A 17902-nucleotide genomic window follows, 5' to 3' on the forward strand; every position below is an offset into this window, starting at 1 on the left:
AAAACTAAGAACTAAAAGACATCTGCCGGGTCGGCAGACTGCAGTTTCCGCATAGCAATCGCAGCTGAAATCAAACACATGACCAGAGTCACCGTAAATACTTGCAAGGCAACGCCCAGTGTCATAGTTACCGGGATTCGCGTTAGCCCTCCCAGCAGGCCATACATACCTATGGAGACGCTAAATCCAGGCACAAATCCTAAAATAGCCAGCAGGATGCCTTCTTGGAAGACAACCATCAGTAACCGCCGATCTGAATAGCCCATAGCCTTTAAAGTGGCATATTCTGCCAGGTGATCATTCACATCGGAGTAGAGAACCTGATTAACAACCACAACTCCAACAATGAACCCCATAATGGCTCCAAAGTTGAAAATGGTTCCTGCTGGATGCTGAGAAGACCAAAAGGTGATTTCGTAGTCCACATAATCCTGGCGAGTCATCACCTGGACTTCCTGGGGCAGTCTGTTCTGAAGTCTCGCCAGCACTGCTTGGGGATCGATGTCGGGGGCTAAAGTCAAAATACCGACCGCAATGCCGTCCAGGCTGTCAGCACCAAACAGACGCAGATAGTTCCAATCACTGGTGATCAGGTGGCCTTTCAGGAAAAAGCTACTCCCCAGGGTAAAGAGGCCACCTACCTTAACGCGGTGTCCCGATATCTCGGTGGCAATGGTTTTGCCCTCGTCGAAGGACTCAGCAACCGGTCCAGTGGTCGGCTGAGATTTCCGATCAAATAGAACAATATTGGCCAGTTTGATGGCCTCTAGTTGCTGATTCACCTCCGGTAAAGCTAGAACCGGCTGCACTGGGTCAAAGGCAATCACCGCGACTTCAGTGACCTCCTTATCCCACGGGTTCACCCAGGTGGTCCATGCGTAATAGAGAGGGCTTGCTGATTCCACACCTTCTACGGCAGCGGCTTGATAGAGATAACGTCTGGAAAACGTTTGACCATCCCCCAGGAGATCGGTACGGTTACTGATTAAAACAACATCACCTTTTAGATTTCGATGAACCAGAGTAGCGCCGTCATACAACAGATTTTTGAATCCCAACTGCATGAAGATTAAAATATCGGCGAAGGCAATCCCCGATAGGGCAACTAATAGGCGTACTTTTTGATGGCTCAGCTGCGCCCAGCCTAGGGGCGGTTCCTGAACAAATCGCTTGAATAAAGGTTTCAGAGAAAATATCACGGATCATCTCCTCACCAAGACTAAATTCCGAATGCTAAATTTGTCCTCCTTAAAACACATCTGCTGGATCAGCGGCACGCAGTTTTCGCATGGCAATTGCGGCTGAAATCATGCACATTGCCACCGTGGCCGTAAACACTTGCAATGTCACCCCCAACCGCATGCCAAGGGGAATCTTCGTTAAATAAGCCAGCAGCTGATACATCCCTAACGAGACGCCATAACCAGGTAAAAAACCTAATACCGCTAGAATCGCCGCTTCTTGAAAGACTACCATCAATAGTCTTCGATCCGAGTAACCCATGGCTTTAAGGGTGGCATATTCTGGCAAATGGTCGTTAACGTCGGAATACAACACCTGATTAACAATCACGATGCCAACCACCAGGCCCATAATGGCTCCAAAATTGAAGATGACCCCCGAGGGTTGACTCGCCCAGAAGCCGACCTCAATTTGAATAAATTCTTCAGGGGTGAGTACTTTAACCTCTTTTGGTAAACGGGTCTCAAGAGATTGTCGAACAGTTTCAAGATCGGCATTCGGTTCCAGTGTTAATGCCCCTACATTGACCGTATCGAGGCTATCTGGACCATTGAAGCGTAAATAGTTGGAATCGCTGGTAATCAGATGCCCTTCAGTAAAAATGCTACTCCCCAGGGTAAACAATCCTTCCACCTTAATGCGATGTCCTGAGAGTTCAGTGGTAACTGACTGGCCTTGATCCAGGGTCTCTGCCACAGGGCCAACTTTGGGCTGAGTTTTTCGATCAAGCAAGATGACATTGGGCAGTTTAATCTTGTCGAGCTGCTGATCGACTTCGGGTAAATCCAAGACAGGATGGGCAGGATCAAATGCGAGAACCATCACATCAGTGCTTTCGCCATCCCAGGGATTTATCCACGCACCACCACCAAAATAGAATGGCTTAGCAGAGGCCACCCCTTCAACAGCATTGGCCTGATATAGGTGACGTCGAGAGAATGTTTGCCCAAAGTACAAGGCCTCTGTACGCTGGCTCAGCAACACCAGATCGGCACGCAGATTTTTGTGGACAAATGTGGAGCCCTCAAACAACATGCTCTGAAAGCCCAGCATTGTGAAAATCAAAATATCGGCAAAGGCCACTCCCGTTAGAGCAACCAATAAGCGTACTTTTTGATGACTCAGCTGCGCCCAGCCTAGGGGTGGTTCCTGACGTAAATGCTTGAACAATGTTGTAAAAGCAGGAGGTTTCATCGGCCTACCTCTCAGCGTTCTACATTAATTGTGATGCGTACCTGCAGATTGGTCAGACCTGCTACCTTATCGTTATCTTCTGGATCAATCCGCACCTTCACTTCAACCACCCGCGCATCTTTATCCGCCGCTGGATCGGCATCGATCACATCTTGTTTTTTGATTTGCATGCCCACATGGTCAATGGTGCCTCGGATTTCGCCGTCAAAACCGCCATGTTCGCTAATCACGGCAGCCCGCTGCCCTGGCTGTACCAGACCCACATCGGTTTCATAGACTTCTGCGATCGCATACATCTGAGCAGTGCGCCCCAGTTCCACAATGCCCTGGCTGGTATTGACCTGCTCCCCCACGCGGGTGTTGATTTTCAGAATTTGGCCTGCTACCGGTACCCGCACATAGTAGTCTTCCAGTTCGGCTTTGATGCGATGGACCTGTGCGATCGCATGATCCACTTCTGCCTGGGCTGCTTGCAAGTCAACCGGACGAACTTCCTCAAGTTTGTCCAATAAAGCCTGTTCATGTCGAATCCGTTCTTGCAGAGTGGATACCGTATTTTCTAAATGGGCCTCAGCTTCACTTAAAGCCGCTTGAGTCGTTTCGAAAGTCTCCTGTCGTTCATCCAGTGCTATCGTTTCAACAGCCCCTGATTGATGTAGCTGGTGATACCGCTGATAGGTTTGTTTCGCGTGTCTGAGTTCAGCTTCAGCACTGGTAATTTCAGCCTGTCGTTCAATGGTTTCAGTACGGAGCTGGGCGTTGAGCTGATTAATCACGGCTTGTTGGGCAGCAATGTCTGCTATCTTGGCATCCCCAGTCTCAATTTGGGCGTGTCTGGCCTGATAGATGACCACATTCTGTTGTGCCTCTGTTAATTCGGCCTGTTTTTTATCCAGTCCTTGCAAAATGGCTATTACCTCGCTAGCCTCTACCCAATCTCCTTCTTCAACAAAGAGCTGGTTCACACGACTATCCTGAGCATTCGCCACCGAAAGCTTAATCACCTCACCTTGAGGTTCCAGCCGTCCCAGGGCAGTCACTGCTTTAGCAGGAAGAATTTCGACCTGGGTATCCTGCGCCAATTTCTGCTCTTGTGCCTGAGACAGAACAAAATAGGTACCGACTGCCCCCACCAGCAGGATGGCTAGTGTACCTGTGACCCAATCCTGGGGAAATAGTTTGCGATGAAGAATACGAGCCATTTTGCCAACCCTCTAATGTGGTGTTGACTTTGTTGACGGTTTAGAATCTCCACTTAGATTTTACGTTAGAGTAAATATACCTAGGGAAAAACCTTACAAGTCTTAGCGCAATCCCCGTGATCCCTAGATGATTGACTATGCTCGAACGTCTCAGCATCGAGGAGAATTCCATGGAACGGGAAGAGCTATTACAACGCTATGCCGCTGGAGAACGAGATTTCAGCAAAGTGAATTTAAGCGGTGTCAACTTAGCTGGAACAAAACTAAGCGGCATTAATTTAATCCGCGCTAACTTATCCCATACCCTCCTAGAAAACGCAAACTTAAGCGGAGCCTTTTTAGTGATGGCCAATCTGAGTGGGGCCAATTTACAGTGGGCCACGTTGATTGTAGCCAATTTGAGTGGGGCCAATTTAGAGCAGGCCGATCTGCGTCATGCCAATCTATGTGAAGCTGTGCTCACGGGAACTCTACAATCCCAAGTAAATCTGTCGTCAGCCAGCCTCCAAGGGGCGATCCTGGCGGGAGCGAATTTGATCCAGGCAAATTTGCAGCAGGCTGATCTCCGAGGAGCCAATCTCTACGGAGCAGATTTGCAAAACGCAGATCTCAGTCAAGCAAAACTCACACGCACCAACTTACGGGAGGCAAACTTACAAGGAACAATTTTGCCTGAGATCCAGCTTCAGGAGATTCCCCTGTTGGAATGCTAGGGTTGAATATCAGGCTTGGCAAGCACTTTGGTGATGGTCATGAACACAAATGATTTACTAACCCAATATGCAACTGGAGAGCGCCAGTTTCAAAAGGCTGATCTGAATGGCGTTAGTCTCTATCGAGCTGAACTAAAAGCTATTGTGCTAACAGAAGCCAACCTGATCGGAGCTAATTTCAGCGGGGCCAGTCTTAGTGGTGCCGATTTGAGCCAGGCTAACTTGATTGGCGCAAATCTCAGTGGCGCTGATCTAAGAACCGTCAATTTAAATAGCGCAACATTAATCGGAGCTAACCTGGGTGGAGCAAAACTAGGAGCTGCAAACCTGGCTAAGATTACTTTAAATGGCGCAAATCTCAGTGCAGCAAATCTGAGTGAGGCTAATTTTAAGGCTGCCTCGTTAGCCAGAGCAAACTTAGCAGGGGCCGTCTTGAGCCATGTGAATCTCCAGGGGGCAGACCTGTCCGGCACCAACTTGAGCTATGCCAGCTTAGTCGACGCCGACTTGAGTCGAGCCAATTTAGAAGGGGCTAACTTAGTTGGCGCTAACTTAAGCAACGCCATCCTACAAAACGCAAGTTTGACTAACGCCAACCTCAGAGGAGCTAGCTTGCAAGGGAGTGACCTGAGCTTTGCTAATCTCAGCGGAGCCAATTGGCCAGAAGAGCATTGGCCAGAAGCGATCGTAAATGGAACGACTTTACCTAATAGTAAGCCAGCCTCCAGTCGTTAGCGTCCACGTGATGTTCGACGTAATAGGGCTATAACCAGCGTGAAGATGGTCGCCCCTATCACTGACCAGATCACCGGAAATGCCTGTCCGCCGATTTGCACGGATAAAAACTCTGGTAAGCCCAGCTCACGGGCAATAAATATACCTATATATGCTCCAATAAACCCGGTCAGAATAGCCATCAACCAACCACCTGAGCTATATCCGGCTAATACTTGCCCGAGTCTTCCACAGATAGCAGCAATCACCAGCAAAACCAAAAATTCAAGCAATCCCATTGATCTAATTTCTCTCCAGGTAAACTATGCTCAGACGATTTAGGCTTGTCTTACTAGTACCATGAGAGATTCGTATTTGGGTGGTGGGTGCCGGGTAGAAGGATACTTGATGGTCATATCAATCCCTAACTAACCGCTATAGGAATCCTCGTTGGACTTGCTGTTTGGCCGCTTTGAAGCGCTCTTTACACTCAGGCAGCATTAGCTTGAGCTGGCCAAAGTTATAGAATTGTGACCCCTGAGCAATCTCATGGTCCAGACTAAAATTGAGCACCGTTTGAAAATCCCGTTCGATACAAATACTAACTGTCTGCTGAGTGATTGCATATAGGCACGAATAAACGGTTAACTCGTGCGAGACTGCCTCAACCACGGCTAAAGCGTCTTGTTCATTGGTGATGTGGGGCACTTTACGCTGAAGTGTCGTAAATCTGTCACAGATTGCGTTATTCCTGAGCGATAGAGGGAAATTGGTAATAGCGGCAAATGTGCTAGTATCCAGCTTTTGTAGGATCGTTTTCTCTTGACCTGCAATGATGCAAGTTTCACCATGGCAATCAACGATAAAGTACTGCAGTCTGACGTAAGGCTCAATATTATGGGGGATGATTTTAACTTGATCTAATATCGCCACGGCTTGTGGTGTGCTGGATGCCCGCTCTAACACAAATCGGATGACTCCAAACTCATCTAACTGCAGCACATAGTTATTAGATGTTCTAGATGGAAAATCGTCGACATGAATACCTGTCATACCCATAAACAGTCCCTGGGAATTCATGCCCTCAAGTGGACGGTCACTGCCAAACTGCTCAATTAAGCATAGACCATGGGTGAGCAAACCGTAACAGCGGATGGGAGGTAAAAAATGAATATTGCCTCCTAGCTGAATCCAATCATAGTTACGACCGACAATGATTTCTTCATCTATTTTTCGAGAGAAAATTGAGCACATCAGCTATCTGTAGGTCACAACAAAATAGGCTATTTTCATTCGTTCTCCGACTCGCTTACGGAGACTCAGAGTGTCAAAGCTGATTAATGGACGTCCCATGGCTCTTCATGCTCTATTATCTAACCACTACACCAGGCCTCATATTCTCGATCTTTAAAGGCTTCTGGATATTCCTCATCGTAATATTGCTCAGATGCAGTTTGTTCCAGAGATTCAGCCCGTTGACGGGCGGCTTCTGCCTGGAGTGCATCAACCGCTAACCAAGCATTGAGACAGGCCCTTGACGCTGGACCTTTCTCTTGGCATACATGACGCGCTTTCTCTGAGAGATCACGAATTTGTTCCGCTAGCAGGGTTTCTTGAGGTTGTTCAATCGCGTTGCTACGTTCCAAAATATCGGTAACAGATACAATGCCCAACAGCTCTGATTGAATCACAGGCGCACTATGTAAATGGGCCTGAGTTAACAACCGTGCTGCATATTCCACAGCTAAATCAGGATTTAACACAATGCAGGGTTTAGTCATTAATTCATAAACTCGCACCCAGCGAGCGTCCCGTCCAAAGGCAATTACTTTACCGACAATATCGTCGACCGTAATCACACCATAAGCATCCAGGTCGTGGCTACGTTCGACAATCAAAGCTTGCACACCCCGCTGACTCATCAGCTTAGCCGCCTCTGCGGCTGTTGCCGAGTTACGGATAGTAACAACTTCAGGCGTCATAATATCGGCTACTCGCATCATCACCATGATTACTCTCTCCATTACTCCAACGACCAATCACAAAGCTGCATGGGTGAGGTCATTCGCGGACGGTCATACAGATACATAGATTGCATATTTAGCCTGGCTGTTTGGAAAATAATCCAGCGCACCTGTTCTTCAGCAACCCCCTCGCTCCGCACTAACTTCCCCTGGCTCAGAGATAAACGCTCTTCTGGATGATCCCAAATAAACGTTTCTTGCGGAATATCCTGCCAGGCATTCCCTGCCCAGCTAATCACTAACCCCTGCCCCTCAAGCCAGTTCTCAGACAGTTGGCCGCGCAAACAAATAAAAGAGCCACTATGGGGATAACCATAGTAGCCCTCAAGCGTTGTTCCTTGTTTAAGGATATTGAGACATGCCCCCGAACCATCATGCCAATCTTGAGGAGCTGGCTCAGTACACAGCTGATAACCACCATCGTCAAGAGGGGCCAACAGCGTCTCCATGGTGGAAACCTGTGACTCAGCAGCAATCGGAGAAAGTAAGGCTAAGCCTAGCAGCCAGCTCAAGCTGATTAACTTAACTGGATCATGCCAGGTCATAGACATGCCTCCAACTCCTCTAGTAGTACCTTAGATAAAAACCTTGGTGAACTTGTGAGGAACCGGATTACAAGTTATCTTCGCTCTACCCCACCAGTGAGAAAGACTCTGATCGTAGACATTCGACCTATAGAAACCTCATGAGTGGGCTCCAATCTGTTTGAGGTAGTTTAAAGTTTGTTCAGCTTCTTGTAGATCCAGCTTGCTAATGGCAAATCCTACATGCACTATCACATAGTCATCGACCTGCGCTTCAGGCACATAGGCCAAACTCACTTCTTTGATGACACCGCCAAAGCTGACTCGGCCCATTCGAGTGAGATTCTCGCCTTCGATGCTAATAATTTTTCCGGGTACGGCTAGACACATGCTTAATCTCCTGATAATTAGGCAATCTCAGCCAGGTGACGTAATGCACCGATCACCTGCCCAACGGCAATTCCGCCATCATTGGGCGGCACTCGCTGATGCCAGTAGGGGGTGAATCCGGCAAGCTCTAGATGCTGAATTGTCTGCTCGCTGAGAATTTTGTTTTGAAAGCAACCACCGGTCAGTAGGATATTGATATTGTTTGTGAGTTTTGCGATCGCACCCACAATTTCCACCAACGTCCGATGAAACTTAGCAGCCACCACCGCCGTTGCCACCCCCTGACCATGGTCATGAACAATCTCTCGCACCATTGGTCGCCAGTCGATAATGTGGGGTACAGTCTCTGAAAGGCCAAAGGGATAAACTCCTTGGACCGTTGTTTTAGCAGCTTCAAATTCCAGCGCCAACGCCGCCTGGCCTTCAAAACTAACAATCTGGTGTAAACCCAGAAGCGCCGCCACACCATCAAACAATCGTCCCATGCTGGAGGTCATGGGCGTATTAATCTTTTGGGCCAGCATTTGCTGTAAAACAATCCGTTGAGCCGGTGAAAATTCCCGCACGGGAGCTAAGTCATCTCGCTCAAACACCCCATCGCCATCACAGCGATACAGTAAACCTAGGGCAGAGCGTCGAGGTTCTCGGCTACACCTATCTCCCCCCAGTAGAGGAAAGGGCAACAGATGGGCAACTCGCTTAAACCCAGACGCTGTTATCTGGAGAAATTCGCCACCCCAAACAGTTTGATCAAGGCCATACCCTGTGCCATCCCAGGCAATGCCCAACAGGGGAGCCTCCAGGGCATGCTCGGCCATACCTGCTAGAACATGGGCATAGTGATGCTGCACAGCAATCAAGGGCACCCCCCATTGCTCAGCCAGGGTGTGGGCTAATTGTGTAGAGCCGTAGTCTGGGTGCAGGTCACAGGCAATAGCCGTCGGCTGACAGGTGTAGAGAGCCAGCAGGTCAGTCACAGTGTGTTGCAACCGTTTCAGAGTCAGTGGGGTATCTAAATCACCAATGTACTGACTCAGCACAATGTGATCGCCCAAAGATAGGGCAATTGTGTTCTTGAGGTGGGCTCCCAGGGCTAAAATTTGAGCGTCAGACAGGTCAGGAGAAGATAGTGGAATTACCTGGGGAGCATAGCCACGGGCATGGCGCAGTACCTGGGGTTTGCCCTGGATAAGTTGGACAACGGAGTCATCTACTGGGCGTTGGATGGGACGATTGTGGGTTAAGAAACCGTCTGCGATCGCAGCTAATCTCCCACTGGCCTGCTCATCGAGAGCAATGGGCTCACCCGATAAATTACCGCTAGTCGTCACCAGAGGAGCACCATATTGCCGCAGCAAAACATGGTGTAAAGGTGTGGTGGGCAGCATCACCCCCAGATACGGTCCTAACCTGGACTGATATGGGGCAACACCAGGGGCTAATTCTAAACTATCAATGCGTCGCGGCAACAATACTATTGGAGCCTGAGCGGAGGTTAACACCGCTGCAGCAGCCTCAGATACATCGCCATAGGAGCGCACCTGCTCCAAAGTTGAACACATCAGCGCCAGGGGTTTGTCAGGGCGGCCCTTGCCTTGGCGCAAACGCTGCACAGCCCCAGAGCTTTGAGCATTGACCAGCAGCTGGAAGCCCCCTAACCCCTTGAGCGCCACAATATCCCCCTGCCGCAGCCTGGCCAGGGCCAGCTTGAGCGGATCACCTGATTGTTGTTGTCCCTCTACCCAAAACTCTAAGTGCGGTCCACAGACAGCACAGGCATTAGGCTGAGCATGAAAACGGCGATGGGAAGGCTGGGTATATTCCGCCTGACAATCTGCACACAGGACAAAGTCTGCCATTGTTGTGTGACAGCGATCATAGGGTAAGGCCCGGATAATACTAAACCGGGGACCACAGTGGGTGCAGTTGGTAAACAGATAGTGATAACGGCGATTATCAGGGGAAAGAACATCCTGTAAGCACTCAGCACAGGTGGCCAGGTCGGGCAAAATATGAGCCTTAGCCCCATGACCAACGGTCTCAGAAGGCCAGATTTGAAACTCCTTTAGGCCCTGCGGCGGCAGGTTTTGCCGGGCTAGCGCTTGAATCACTGCATGGGGTGGCAAATCCTGTTGAAGTCTCTGAGAAAACTCCTGTAGTACCTTGTCAGGCCCCTCTACTTCAATCACAACTCCCTGGGCAGTATTCTTGACACCGCCTGCCAACCCCAATTCTGTTGCCAACTGATACACAAACGGACGAAAGCCCACCCCCTGCACAACGCCTCGTACAGTCAGACGATTTCGACATAGAGGAGAGATTACCGGCATCATGATTGCTCAAAACTCACGCTTGGCTGAGCACACTCTCAGCTGAGGTGTTTTCTTGGTCTCAATGATCGCGGGCACACTGTGCTAAACAGCATCAAAGACAGCATCAAAGTTTGTAACCAATTAGTCGCAGGAATTGTTGACGCTCGGCCACATCCTGCAGCCCCTCTACGCCCTTGGGGGGAAACCCATCAATGACACCCAAAATGCCACGACCCTGGTCACTGTTGGCAATCACCACCTGGACCGGATTGGCGGTGGCGCAATAAATGCGACAGACTTCTGGACACTGTTTAATGGCATTGAGCACATTGACCGGAAATCCTTGCTGCATCATAATCACAAAACTATGCCCCGCACCAACCGCCTTAGCATTTTCAATCGCGGCTGTTTGTAGGGGCTCATCATTCCCAGCTGCACGAATCAAACAAGGACCAGAGGCTTCACAAAATGCCAGCCCAAACTTGACCTGGGCAGAGGCATTGACCATTACTTCGTAGAGATCTTCTACGGTTTTAATAAAATGGCTCTGCCCCAAAATCAAGTTGCTATCGCCAGGCAATGTTAAATCAACCAGCTGTAGTTCCATCGAAAATACCTCATACACCAGGTACGACTTCAGGCAACGGCATGATGGCATCACCACTCGCCAAAACCAATGGGAAATGGTGTGCATTGGGAGAGTGCATCACTTGAATTCCCAAAGTAGCCCGGTTAATAATATCAGCGTTGGTAGCAATCACTCGTCCCTGACTATCGAGAATCGATTGGTTAAAGTTAAATCCATTGAGGTTAAAGGCCATGGTGGCTATCCCCAAGGCAGCAAACCAAATACCAATGGTCGGGAGGGCTGCCATCATAAAGTGAAATGCGCGATGATTTTGACTGCCAAACCAGGGAATTAGCAGTCGCCCTAGGAAACCATAGTGGCCAGCCAGATAGTTGTAAGTAGGCTGTTGTTGACCAAATTTATAACCGAGGGCGGCAGATTCAGTTTCTGATGTGGTGCGAATCAGACTAGAGGTGACTAGCGAACCATGTAGGGCAGCCAACAGGGCTCCACCAAATATGCCAGCCACACCTAACATATGCAGCGGGTGCATCAAAATGTTGTGATCGGCTTGGAAGGCCAACATAAAGTGGAATGTGCCGGAAATACCTAAGGGTAAGCCTTCAGAAAAACTGCCTTGACCAATCGGATAGATCAACAGCACACTGGTGGCGGCACTGACAGGAGCAGAGAAGGCGATCGCAATCCAGGGCCGAGTGCCGATCCGATATCCCAATTCCCACTGTCGCCCCAAATAGCACCAGATACCAATTAAAAAGTGAAACACAATTAGCTGGTAAGGACCACCGTTATACAACCATTCAGCAACAGATGTGGCCTGCCATAACGGATAGAAGTGGAGGCCAATAGCTGCTGATGTTGGCACAACCGCCGCAGAAATAATATTGTTACCGGCCAGCAGAGAGCCAAATATCGGTTCTCGAATGCCATCGATATCCACCGGGGGAGCCGCCACAAAGGCCAGGACAAAGCAGATGATCGCCACCAGTAAAGTGGGGATCATTAACACACCAAACCAGCCAATATAAATACGATTTTGGGTACTCGTAATCCAGTCGTTAAATCGCTCCCACGGACTTTGGGGATATAAGCGGGAACGACCATGGAGTAGGGCGCTCATACAATCCTCCTGCTCAAGCAAACAAGCATTAGAAGTATTCGATTATGAGTCTATAAAACGACTTTGAGGAAGTTATGACGATTCCAGGTGGGCCAATACTCCCCCCACTCTTGCCCCAGTCAGCGTCCCCAAGATACAGAAAACAATGGCCAAGGGTTACACCAATACCTTCGCCACATGCTGGGAAAGAGCCTGGTTTAGATAGGCATAAAAACTGGTCAACCCTTCACCAGTTGTTGCCGACAGCTCAAAAATTATGGCCTGAGGTGCGATTAAACGCAAATAGCTTACTGCTTCTTCGCGATTAAACCCAACTACATCAGCAATATCAGTTTTAGTAATCACAACAACATGGGCAGACTTAAACATGGTGGGATACTTCAGCGGCTTGTCTTCTCCTTCAGTCACAGACATCAGCACGATCCGTAAATCTTCCCCCAGGTCGTAGACCGCAGGACAGATCAAATTACCGACATTTTCAATAATCAGTAAATTAAGGTGATCCAAGTCCAGCTGTTGCGCTGCCTTACCAACACTTTCAGCCTCCAGATGACAGAGATTGCCGGTATTGATCTGGATCACTGGCTGCTCTGTTTGACGCAGTCTTTCAGCATCCCGATCGGTGGCCAGGTCGCCCACAATCACACCGGGTCGTACTGTTTTCTGGGGGCGATATAGGGGATCAGCGCCAGCAATTAAATCACAGTCATGCAGCACCCGCTGGATCAGCGTTGTTTTGCCAGCTCCTGGTGATGACAAGATGTTCAAAACCAACAGATGCTGAAACAAAACGCGATTATGTTCCGCATAGTGATCGTTTTTGTCTAACACATTCTGATGTAGAGATAACGTCTGTCGTGGGCTTTGACAGCCACAATGTCCACACATAGCCAACTACCTCCTAGGAAATCTCTAAGGATGCCAGCTCCAAAGCTCTCCCCTGGCGAATGTCCGCACTCAACTGATGACAATGCGGACATTCATATACCCAGCCTGAGGGTTGAAACAGATGTTGGCATGACGAGCAGTAGCACCTCACGGGTACTGATATGGTCTCCAACTCAGCCTTTTCCGCTAGCGTACCGCTACTCACCACCGTAAAGGCAAATGCTAGCGCCTCTGGATCTACGCCTGACAACTCGCCTACATGGAGCTGGAGACGATGAATTTGCCGAGCCCCCTGAGCATGAGCATGATCTAAGGCTACGGCCAAAGCAGCCTGCATTAGACCGATTTCATGCATAGATGGGGCTGCGATAGGTCACCAAGAATTGCTCAATCGACCTCAAGGCGCGATCGCATCCCTGTCGTGCAAACGACGAAAGTTCGCCTCTCAAATCACAGGATTCAACCGGAATTTGCAACAACCAGGCTTGAGGATGACGGTTATAAAGACGCTGGGTGAGATTAAGCAGAGCCAGCGGATCATAGCTATGGGCAGCAAATGCCATAGAAGACGGCTGCTCATCATAGATCGTTATCGGGTCGATCTGTACTGTCCGAATAGCCTTCTGACCACAGGCATCAACAAACATGACATAGTTTGCCTTTGCTAATTCGGCTGTCAGTTCCGGGGTGAGTTGGGAAACCGCCAGAGATTTAACTGCAGGCAAGTTCCAATCGGCAACAACCATGGCTACCCAAGGGCCAACGGCGTCATCACCACAGAGTTCATTACCATAACCAATCACTAAAAAATCATATTCAAGCACCGTTGATGTCTGAGTCGATGGAAGCATAGGACCTGTCCCCATATAAGCTGCTCTACCCAGATACTACTCAAACGATATGAGGATTTTATGAGGTATTAACGACAACACTCATCCAGGACTTGACCATCGGCACTAATCAACTGTATGTGCAACGGCATCATGCCAGCCCTATGGGTAGAACAGCTAAGACAGGGGTCAAACGCGCGAATTCCGGCTTCAATGCGATTCAACATGGGCTCTGGAATATTTGGACCGTGGATGTAGTGACGCGCAATCTGGGCAACAGTACGATTCATGGCCAGATTGTTCTGTCCCGTAGCAATAATCAGGTTGACATAGGTGAGTAAACCCGTCTTATCAATTTTGTAATGGTGAAGGAGAGTGCCCCTCGGGGCTTCCCCCACCCCCACCGCTTCAAGTTGATTGACATCAGCCCTGGCTCTAAGATGATCGCTCTGTAGATCTGGATCATCCAGGGCCATCTCAATCCGTTCAATACAGGTGAGAATTTCAATCAGTCGCGCATAGTGATAGAAAAAGGAACTGTTGCTCATCTGCCGGAAGTTGGGCAGTTCAGCTTCAGCCAGGGGAGTGCCGATGCGATCGCAAATATTCAATCTTGCCAACGGACCTACCCGATAAAGCCCATTCTCTAAACGGCAGTGCTGCGTCTGATCAGGATAGCCCAATGGCTTATAGTAAGGTGACTTTAGGTAGGAATCTGGCTGAACCGCCTCGCCAATAAAGTCCTGGTAATTAGCAGGATTTAGCCGATCGGCAATAATATTGCCACCGCTATCGACCACTCGCAAACAGCCATCATAATGCTCCCAGGTGCCGTCAGGACCGACTAAGCCTATAAACAAACTAGAAAAGTTACCAAAGATATGGGCTTCTTCTTGCAAGCCTGCCAGCAGTTGTTTAAATAAGGTAAGCGTTTCTAAAATCGTTTTCTTAGCCTCAGGCAGTTGTTGACGAATCTGCTCTCGTCCAACCAGTGACAGACTACTCCTGACCCCGCCAGGCACAGCCCAAGCCGGATGAATTTTGCGTCCTCCCAATTGTTCAATCACGGCTTGACCAAACTGACGTAGTCGAATGCCGCCTCGAGCCAGCTCCGGTTCAGCCGCCATTACGCCAAACACATTCCGCTGGCTCGGATCGCTTTCCCAGCCCAGCAACAGATCTGGACTACTCAGGTGAAAAAAGCTCAAGGCATGGGACTGAATAATCTGGGCTAAATTCATTAACCGTCGTAGCTTCTCCGCCGCCGGGGGAATTTGTACGGCCAAGAGACGATCACCGGCTTTAACCGATGCCAATAGATGGCTAATTGGACAAATTCCACAGATGCGGGCTGTAATACCCGGCATTTCCCAAAAGGGACGGCCCTCACAAAATTTCTCAAACCCGCGAAACTCAGTCACATGAAACCGAGCATCGGCTACTTCTCCCTGGTCGTCCAGATAAATCGAGATTTTGGCATGGCCCTCAATTCGGGTAACCGGATTAATGATAATTCGTTTATTCACCGCACCTACGTTTCCTTTCTATGGTGGCTCTACCTGACTAAGCAATAAGGATTCAATTAGGTCTTATCTTTTGCCCTACAGGCGTTCCATAGAACGCCTCTGCAGACAACATTTTTGGATCTTATAAATCCTGATCCCTTAGCCAAATCTAATCAGTTCAGGGCCTGTCAGATGAGGTTGTTTCCCTTGTAGTAAGGGTTCTAAAACCGCTCGAATACGATCAGCATTGGGAGGACAGCCAGGCAAATAACAATCTACCGGCACTACCTGGTGAACGGGCATTACCTGGTTTAGCAAGGCAGGGACCAGCTCTCCTTGAGGTATCTGAGGCTGAACATCAACGTCTAAATAAGCACGATTGAGAACAGAGTCAGCGGACTCGGATGCACCCAATACGTTACGCATCGCCGTGACATTGCCTGTAATCGCACAGTCACCAAAGGAGATGATGAATTTGGTGCGATCGCGAACTTGATAAATCATGTTTAGATGGTCTTGATTTGCGATCGCACCCTCCACTAACGCCACATCCACACCCTCGGGATAGGTCTTAATATTTGCCAACGGGCTGTAGACCAGATCCACCTGGCTGGCAAGATCAAACAGCCACTCATCCAGGTCAAGAAACGACATATGACAGCCGGAACATCCCCCCAACCAAACTGTTGCCAACCTTATTTTTGTCATTGTCTATCTTCCTTACCTGACCCACTGTTGCTGCTGACGAGCGGTTGTAATAAAGCTAAGCTGTTCTCGATCATGTTGCATTTCTCCAACTGTTGAGCCCCGATGAAATAAGGCTCCTGTCGGACAAGCGTTTACACACTTACCACAGGACGTACAGCTACTAGCCTCACCCCAAGGTTGGTTTAAATCGCTAATCACATGGGAGGTATGACCTCGCCCAGCCATATCCCACGTATGGGCACCTTCCACCTGATCACAGACTCGGATGCAGCGTGTACAGAGCACACAGCGATTGTGATCCAGCCCAAACCGGGCGTGGGAAATATCCACATCACGGTTTGGAAACTGATAGGTGAGACCAACATGATCAATCCCCATTGCCACCGCTAGATTCTGCAATTCACAATGGCCATTAGAAACACATACAGCACAGACATGATTGCCCTCAGCCATGAGTAGCTCCACGATAGTGCGGCGATAGTGTTGCAATCGCTCAGAATTTGTTTGCACCACCATCCCTTCTTGCACTTTTGTTACACAGGCAGGCAATAGCTTAGCAGCTCCCTCCACCTCCACTAAACAAAGACGGCAGGCACCGACAGCAGATAAGCCATCCAAATAACAAAGGGTAGGAATCGCGATCGCTGCATTGCTAGCCGCGTCCAGGATAGTTTCTCCCTCACGGGCACTAATCAGCTGCTGATCAATGGTTAGGGTTTTGACAGACATGAGAGGCTAGCCTTAAAAGACTGATGTTAGATTCTAGATGTTGGTTTTAGATATGAGAGACGGGGCATAAGGCGTATGCACGAGAATAAAATCCCAATCAGGATCTGTTAAGCAATTTCCTCCCCTTGCGTTGGCGAAGCCTGCCCTTTGGGCTTAGGGGAGGTGCCGTAGGCGGAGGGGTCTTCGGTCGTTAGCGCTAGTTATCCAGACCCCTCCCTGACGGTTCCCCTTACGAAGGCTACCGTGTACACACAAGTCAAGTAATGACTCAAGATATCGAGCCCTCATCCCCCACCCCCTTCTCCCTGGGGGAGAAGGGGAGCTAGTCTCAAAGTCCTTCTCCCCCAGGGAGAAGGATTTAGGATGAGGGCTAATGCAGGGCATGGAGCTGATTTCCAGTAGATCTCCTAGATCTGTGTACACGGTTCCCCTTCGTAAGAGTAACCAGATATCGCCAAGCCTTACAGCGGTATCTTATTTTCATGCGCATCCCTAAGAAGCGTTTACTTTGAACTTCAGATTACTTTGAAAAGTTGAGAATCTTATGAAGAATTCCCGAACGTAACCGGCTCTTTCCTCGCTCATACTTAGGCTCTCGCCCTTAAATCATGCCCCTGTTACCCCATCACTCATCCCTCCATCGACAGCCTCAACCTGGGACTTTATTTTTATGCAATCCCCTCATCCAAACACCCCAGAGCTTAGACGGCTGAGTTCATTAATGAAGTAATTGTCTGTAATGCTTGGGTTAACCCCTTCTCTGCTAGATCTGATAAGGAATGGCCAATGGCAAAATCCTGAGCCGGAACTTCAATCAACCAAGCTTTTGGAAAATGGCCATAGACAGATTGGGTCAGTGCTAACAATGAACAAGGACTGCAGGAATGGCCAAAGCCAGGTAATGTAGTGCCTGTAGTTTCTGTGCCGCAGGCATTTAGCGGTTTAACTTGCACCGTGTCGGTAGTGTTGAATTTACAGGCATCCACAAAAATGGCGACATCTGCCCTGGCCAGTTTACTAGAGAGTTCTGGAGTAAGATACTTAACTGAATAAGCGTCAAGGTTAGGCGTTTTTAATTCCTGAAGTTGAGCAACTATTTTTTGGCCAATAGCATCATCACCCTTGTTGGGATTACCGTATCCGACCACCAAGAAGGTAGGGCTAGCTTCTGAGGAAAAGCTGTGGGTAGCATTTTCCATAGTATTTTCCTCTCATTTC

General features: G+C 49.0%; 20 protein-coding genes. 2 read left to right on the forward strand and 18 right to left on the reverse strand.

What is annotated here, in order from left to right:
• Positions 1-11: 11 nt before the first annotated feature.
• The 3 genes from devC (N836_RS46340) to N836_RS46350 are packed head-to-tail and all read right to left on the reverse strand — an operon-like array spanning position 12 to position 3638.
• A complete protein-coding gene (gene devC, locus N836_RS46340) occupies positions 12-1199 on the reverse strand; it encodes an ABC transporter permease DevC (RefSeq protein WP_023071491.1) in 1188 nt (395 codons plus the stop codon).
• A 49-nt stretch (positions 1200-1248) separates the two neighbouring features.
• Positions 1249-2436 (reverse strand): ABC transporter permease DevC, encoded by a 1188-nt coding sequence (gene devC, locus N836_RS46345; RefSeq protein ID WP_023071492.1) that lies wholly within the window; start codon positions 2434-2436, stop codon positions 1249-1251.
• 11 nt (positions 2437-2447) lie between these two features.
• Positions 2448-3638, reverse strand: a complete 1191-nt coding sequence (locus N836_RS46350; RefSeq protein ID WP_023071493.1) for an HlyD family efflux transporter periplasmic adaptor subunit — start codon at positions 3636-3638, stop codon at positions 2448-2450.
• Between the two features lie 137 nt (positions 3639-3775).
• Here N836_RS46350 and N836_RS46355 point away from each other — a divergent pair, with 137 nt between their 5' ends.
• Complete coding sequence (locus N836_RS46355) at positions 3776-4351, forward strand: pentapeptide repeat-containing protein (RefSeq protein ID WP_235071045.1); 576 nt, start codon at positions 3776-3778, stop codon at positions 4349-4351.
• A 39-nt stretch (positions 4352-4390) separates the two neighbouring features.
• Positions 4391-5086 carry a pentapeptide repeat-containing protein gene (locus tag N836_RS46360; protein WP_023071495.1) on the forward strand — a complete coding sequence of 232 codons (696 nt, stop codon included), beginning with the start codon at positions 4391-4393 and terminating at the stop codon, positions 5084-5086.
• Here the strand turns inward: N836_RS46360 and N836_RS46365 are convergent.
• The 15 genes from N836_RS46365 to N836_RS46435 all read right to left on the reverse strand — a co-directional run bounded on the left by N836_RS46365 (position 5083) and on the right by N836_RS46435 (position 17883).
• Positions 5083-5364 (reverse strand): GlsB/YeaQ/YmgE family stress response membrane protein, encoded by a 282-nt coding sequence (locus N836_RS46365; protein ID WP_023071496.1) that lies wholly within the window; start codon positions 5362-5364, stop codon positions 5083-5085. The two genes, N836_RS46360 and N836_RS46365, sit on opposite strands and share 4 nt — an antisense overlap.
• 136 nt (positions 5365-5500) lie before the next feature.
• The gene (locus N836_RS46370; RefSeq protein ID WP_023071497.1) at positions 5501-6319 is read right to left on the reverse strand and encodes a linear amide C-N hydrolase; all 819 of its coding nucleotides are present in this window, start codon (positions 6317-6319) and stop codon (positions 5501-5503) included.
• Positions 6320-6438: 119 nt separating this feature from the next.
• Positions 6439-7074 (reverse strand): CBS domain-containing protein, encoded by a 636-nt coding sequence (locus tag N836_RS46375; protein WP_235071047.1) that lies wholly within the window; start codon positions 7072-7074, stop codon positions 6439-6441.
• Between the two features lie 14 nt (positions 7075-7088).
• Entirely contained in the window at positions 7089-7640 is a 552-nt protein-coding gene (locus tag N836_RS46380; RefSeq protein ID WP_152532083.1) for a hypothetical protein, read from the reverse strand.
• Positions 7641-7772: 132 nt separating this feature from the next.
• Positions 7773-8003: a HypC/HybG/HupF family hydrogenase formation chaperone gene (locus N836_RS46385; protein WP_023071500.1), complete on the reverse strand. Its 231-nt coding sequence runs from the start codon at positions 8001-8003 to the stop codon at positions 7773-7775.
• 17 nt (positions 8004-8020) lie between these two features.
• Entirely contained in the window at positions 8021-10336 is a 2316-nt protein-coding gene (gene hypF, locus N836_RS46390) for a carbamoyltransferase HypF (RefSeq protein WP_152532084.1), read from the reverse strand.
• A gap of 103 nt (positions 10337-10439) precedes the next feature.
• The gene (locus N836_RS46395) at positions 10440-10922 is read right to left on the reverse strand and encodes an adenosine-specific kinase (protein WP_023071502.1); all 483 of its coding nucleotides are present in this window, start codon (positions 10920-10922) and stop codon (positions 10440-10442) included.
• 10 nt (positions 10923-10932) lie between these two features.
• Complete coding sequence (psbA, locus tag N836_RS46400) at positions 10933-12024, reverse strand: photosystem II q(b) protein (protein ID WP_023071503.1); 1092 nt, start codon at positions 12022-12024, stop codon at positions 10933-10935.
• A 156-nt stretch (positions 12025-12180) separates the two neighbouring features.
• Positions 12181-12912 (reverse strand): hydrogenase nickel incorporation protein HypB, encoded by a 732-nt coding sequence (gene hypB / locus N836_RS46405; protein ID WP_036052582.1) that lies wholly within the window; start codon positions 12910-12912, stop codon positions 12181-12183.
• A 13-nt stretch (positions 12913-12925) separates the two neighbouring features.
• Complete coding sequence (gene hypA / locus N836_RS46410; protein ID WP_023071505.1) at positions 12926-13267, reverse strand: hydrogenase maturation nickel metallochaperone HypA; 342 nt, start codon at positions 13265-13267, stop codon at positions 12926-12928.
• Positions 13260-13763, reverse strand: a complete 504-nt coding sequence (locus N836_RS46415) for a hydrogenase maturation protease (protein WP_051394535.1) — start codon at positions 13761-13763, stop codon at positions 13260-13262. The genes hypA and N836_RS46415 overlap by 8 nt, the downstream gene beginning before the upstream one ends.
• Positions 13764-13831: 68 nt before the next feature.
• Positions 13832-15268: a Ni/Fe hydrogenase subunit alpha gene (locus N836_RS46420; protein WP_023071507.1), complete on the reverse strand. Its 1437-nt coding sequence runs from the start codon at positions 15266-15268 to the stop codon at positions 13832-13834.
• 138 nt (positions 15269-15406) lie between these two features.
• Positions 15407-15955: an oxidoreductase gene (locus tag N836_RS46425; protein ID WP_031291970.1), complete on the reverse strand. Its 549-nt coding sequence runs from the start codon at positions 15953-15955 to the stop codon at positions 15407-15409.
• A gap of 12 nt (positions 15956-15967) precedes the next feature.
• Complete coding sequence (hoxU, locus tag N836_RS46430) at positions 15968-16684, reverse strand: bidirectional hydrogenase complex protein HoxU (RefSeq protein WP_023071509.1); 717 nt, start codon at positions 16682-16684, stop codon at positions 15968-15970.
• Between the two features lie 701 nt (positions 16685-17385).
• A complete protein-coding gene (locus N836_RS46435; protein WP_023071510.1) occupies positions 17386-17883 on the reverse strand; it encodes a hydrogenase maturation protease in 498 nt (165 codons plus the stop codon).
• Positions 17884-17902: the final 19 nt, after the last annotated feature.

This window comes from Leptolyngbya sp. Heron Island J, from assembly GCF_000482245.1.
Lineage (GTDB): Bacteria > Cyanobacteriota > Cyanobacteriia > Phormidesmidales > Phormidesmidaceae > Leptothoe.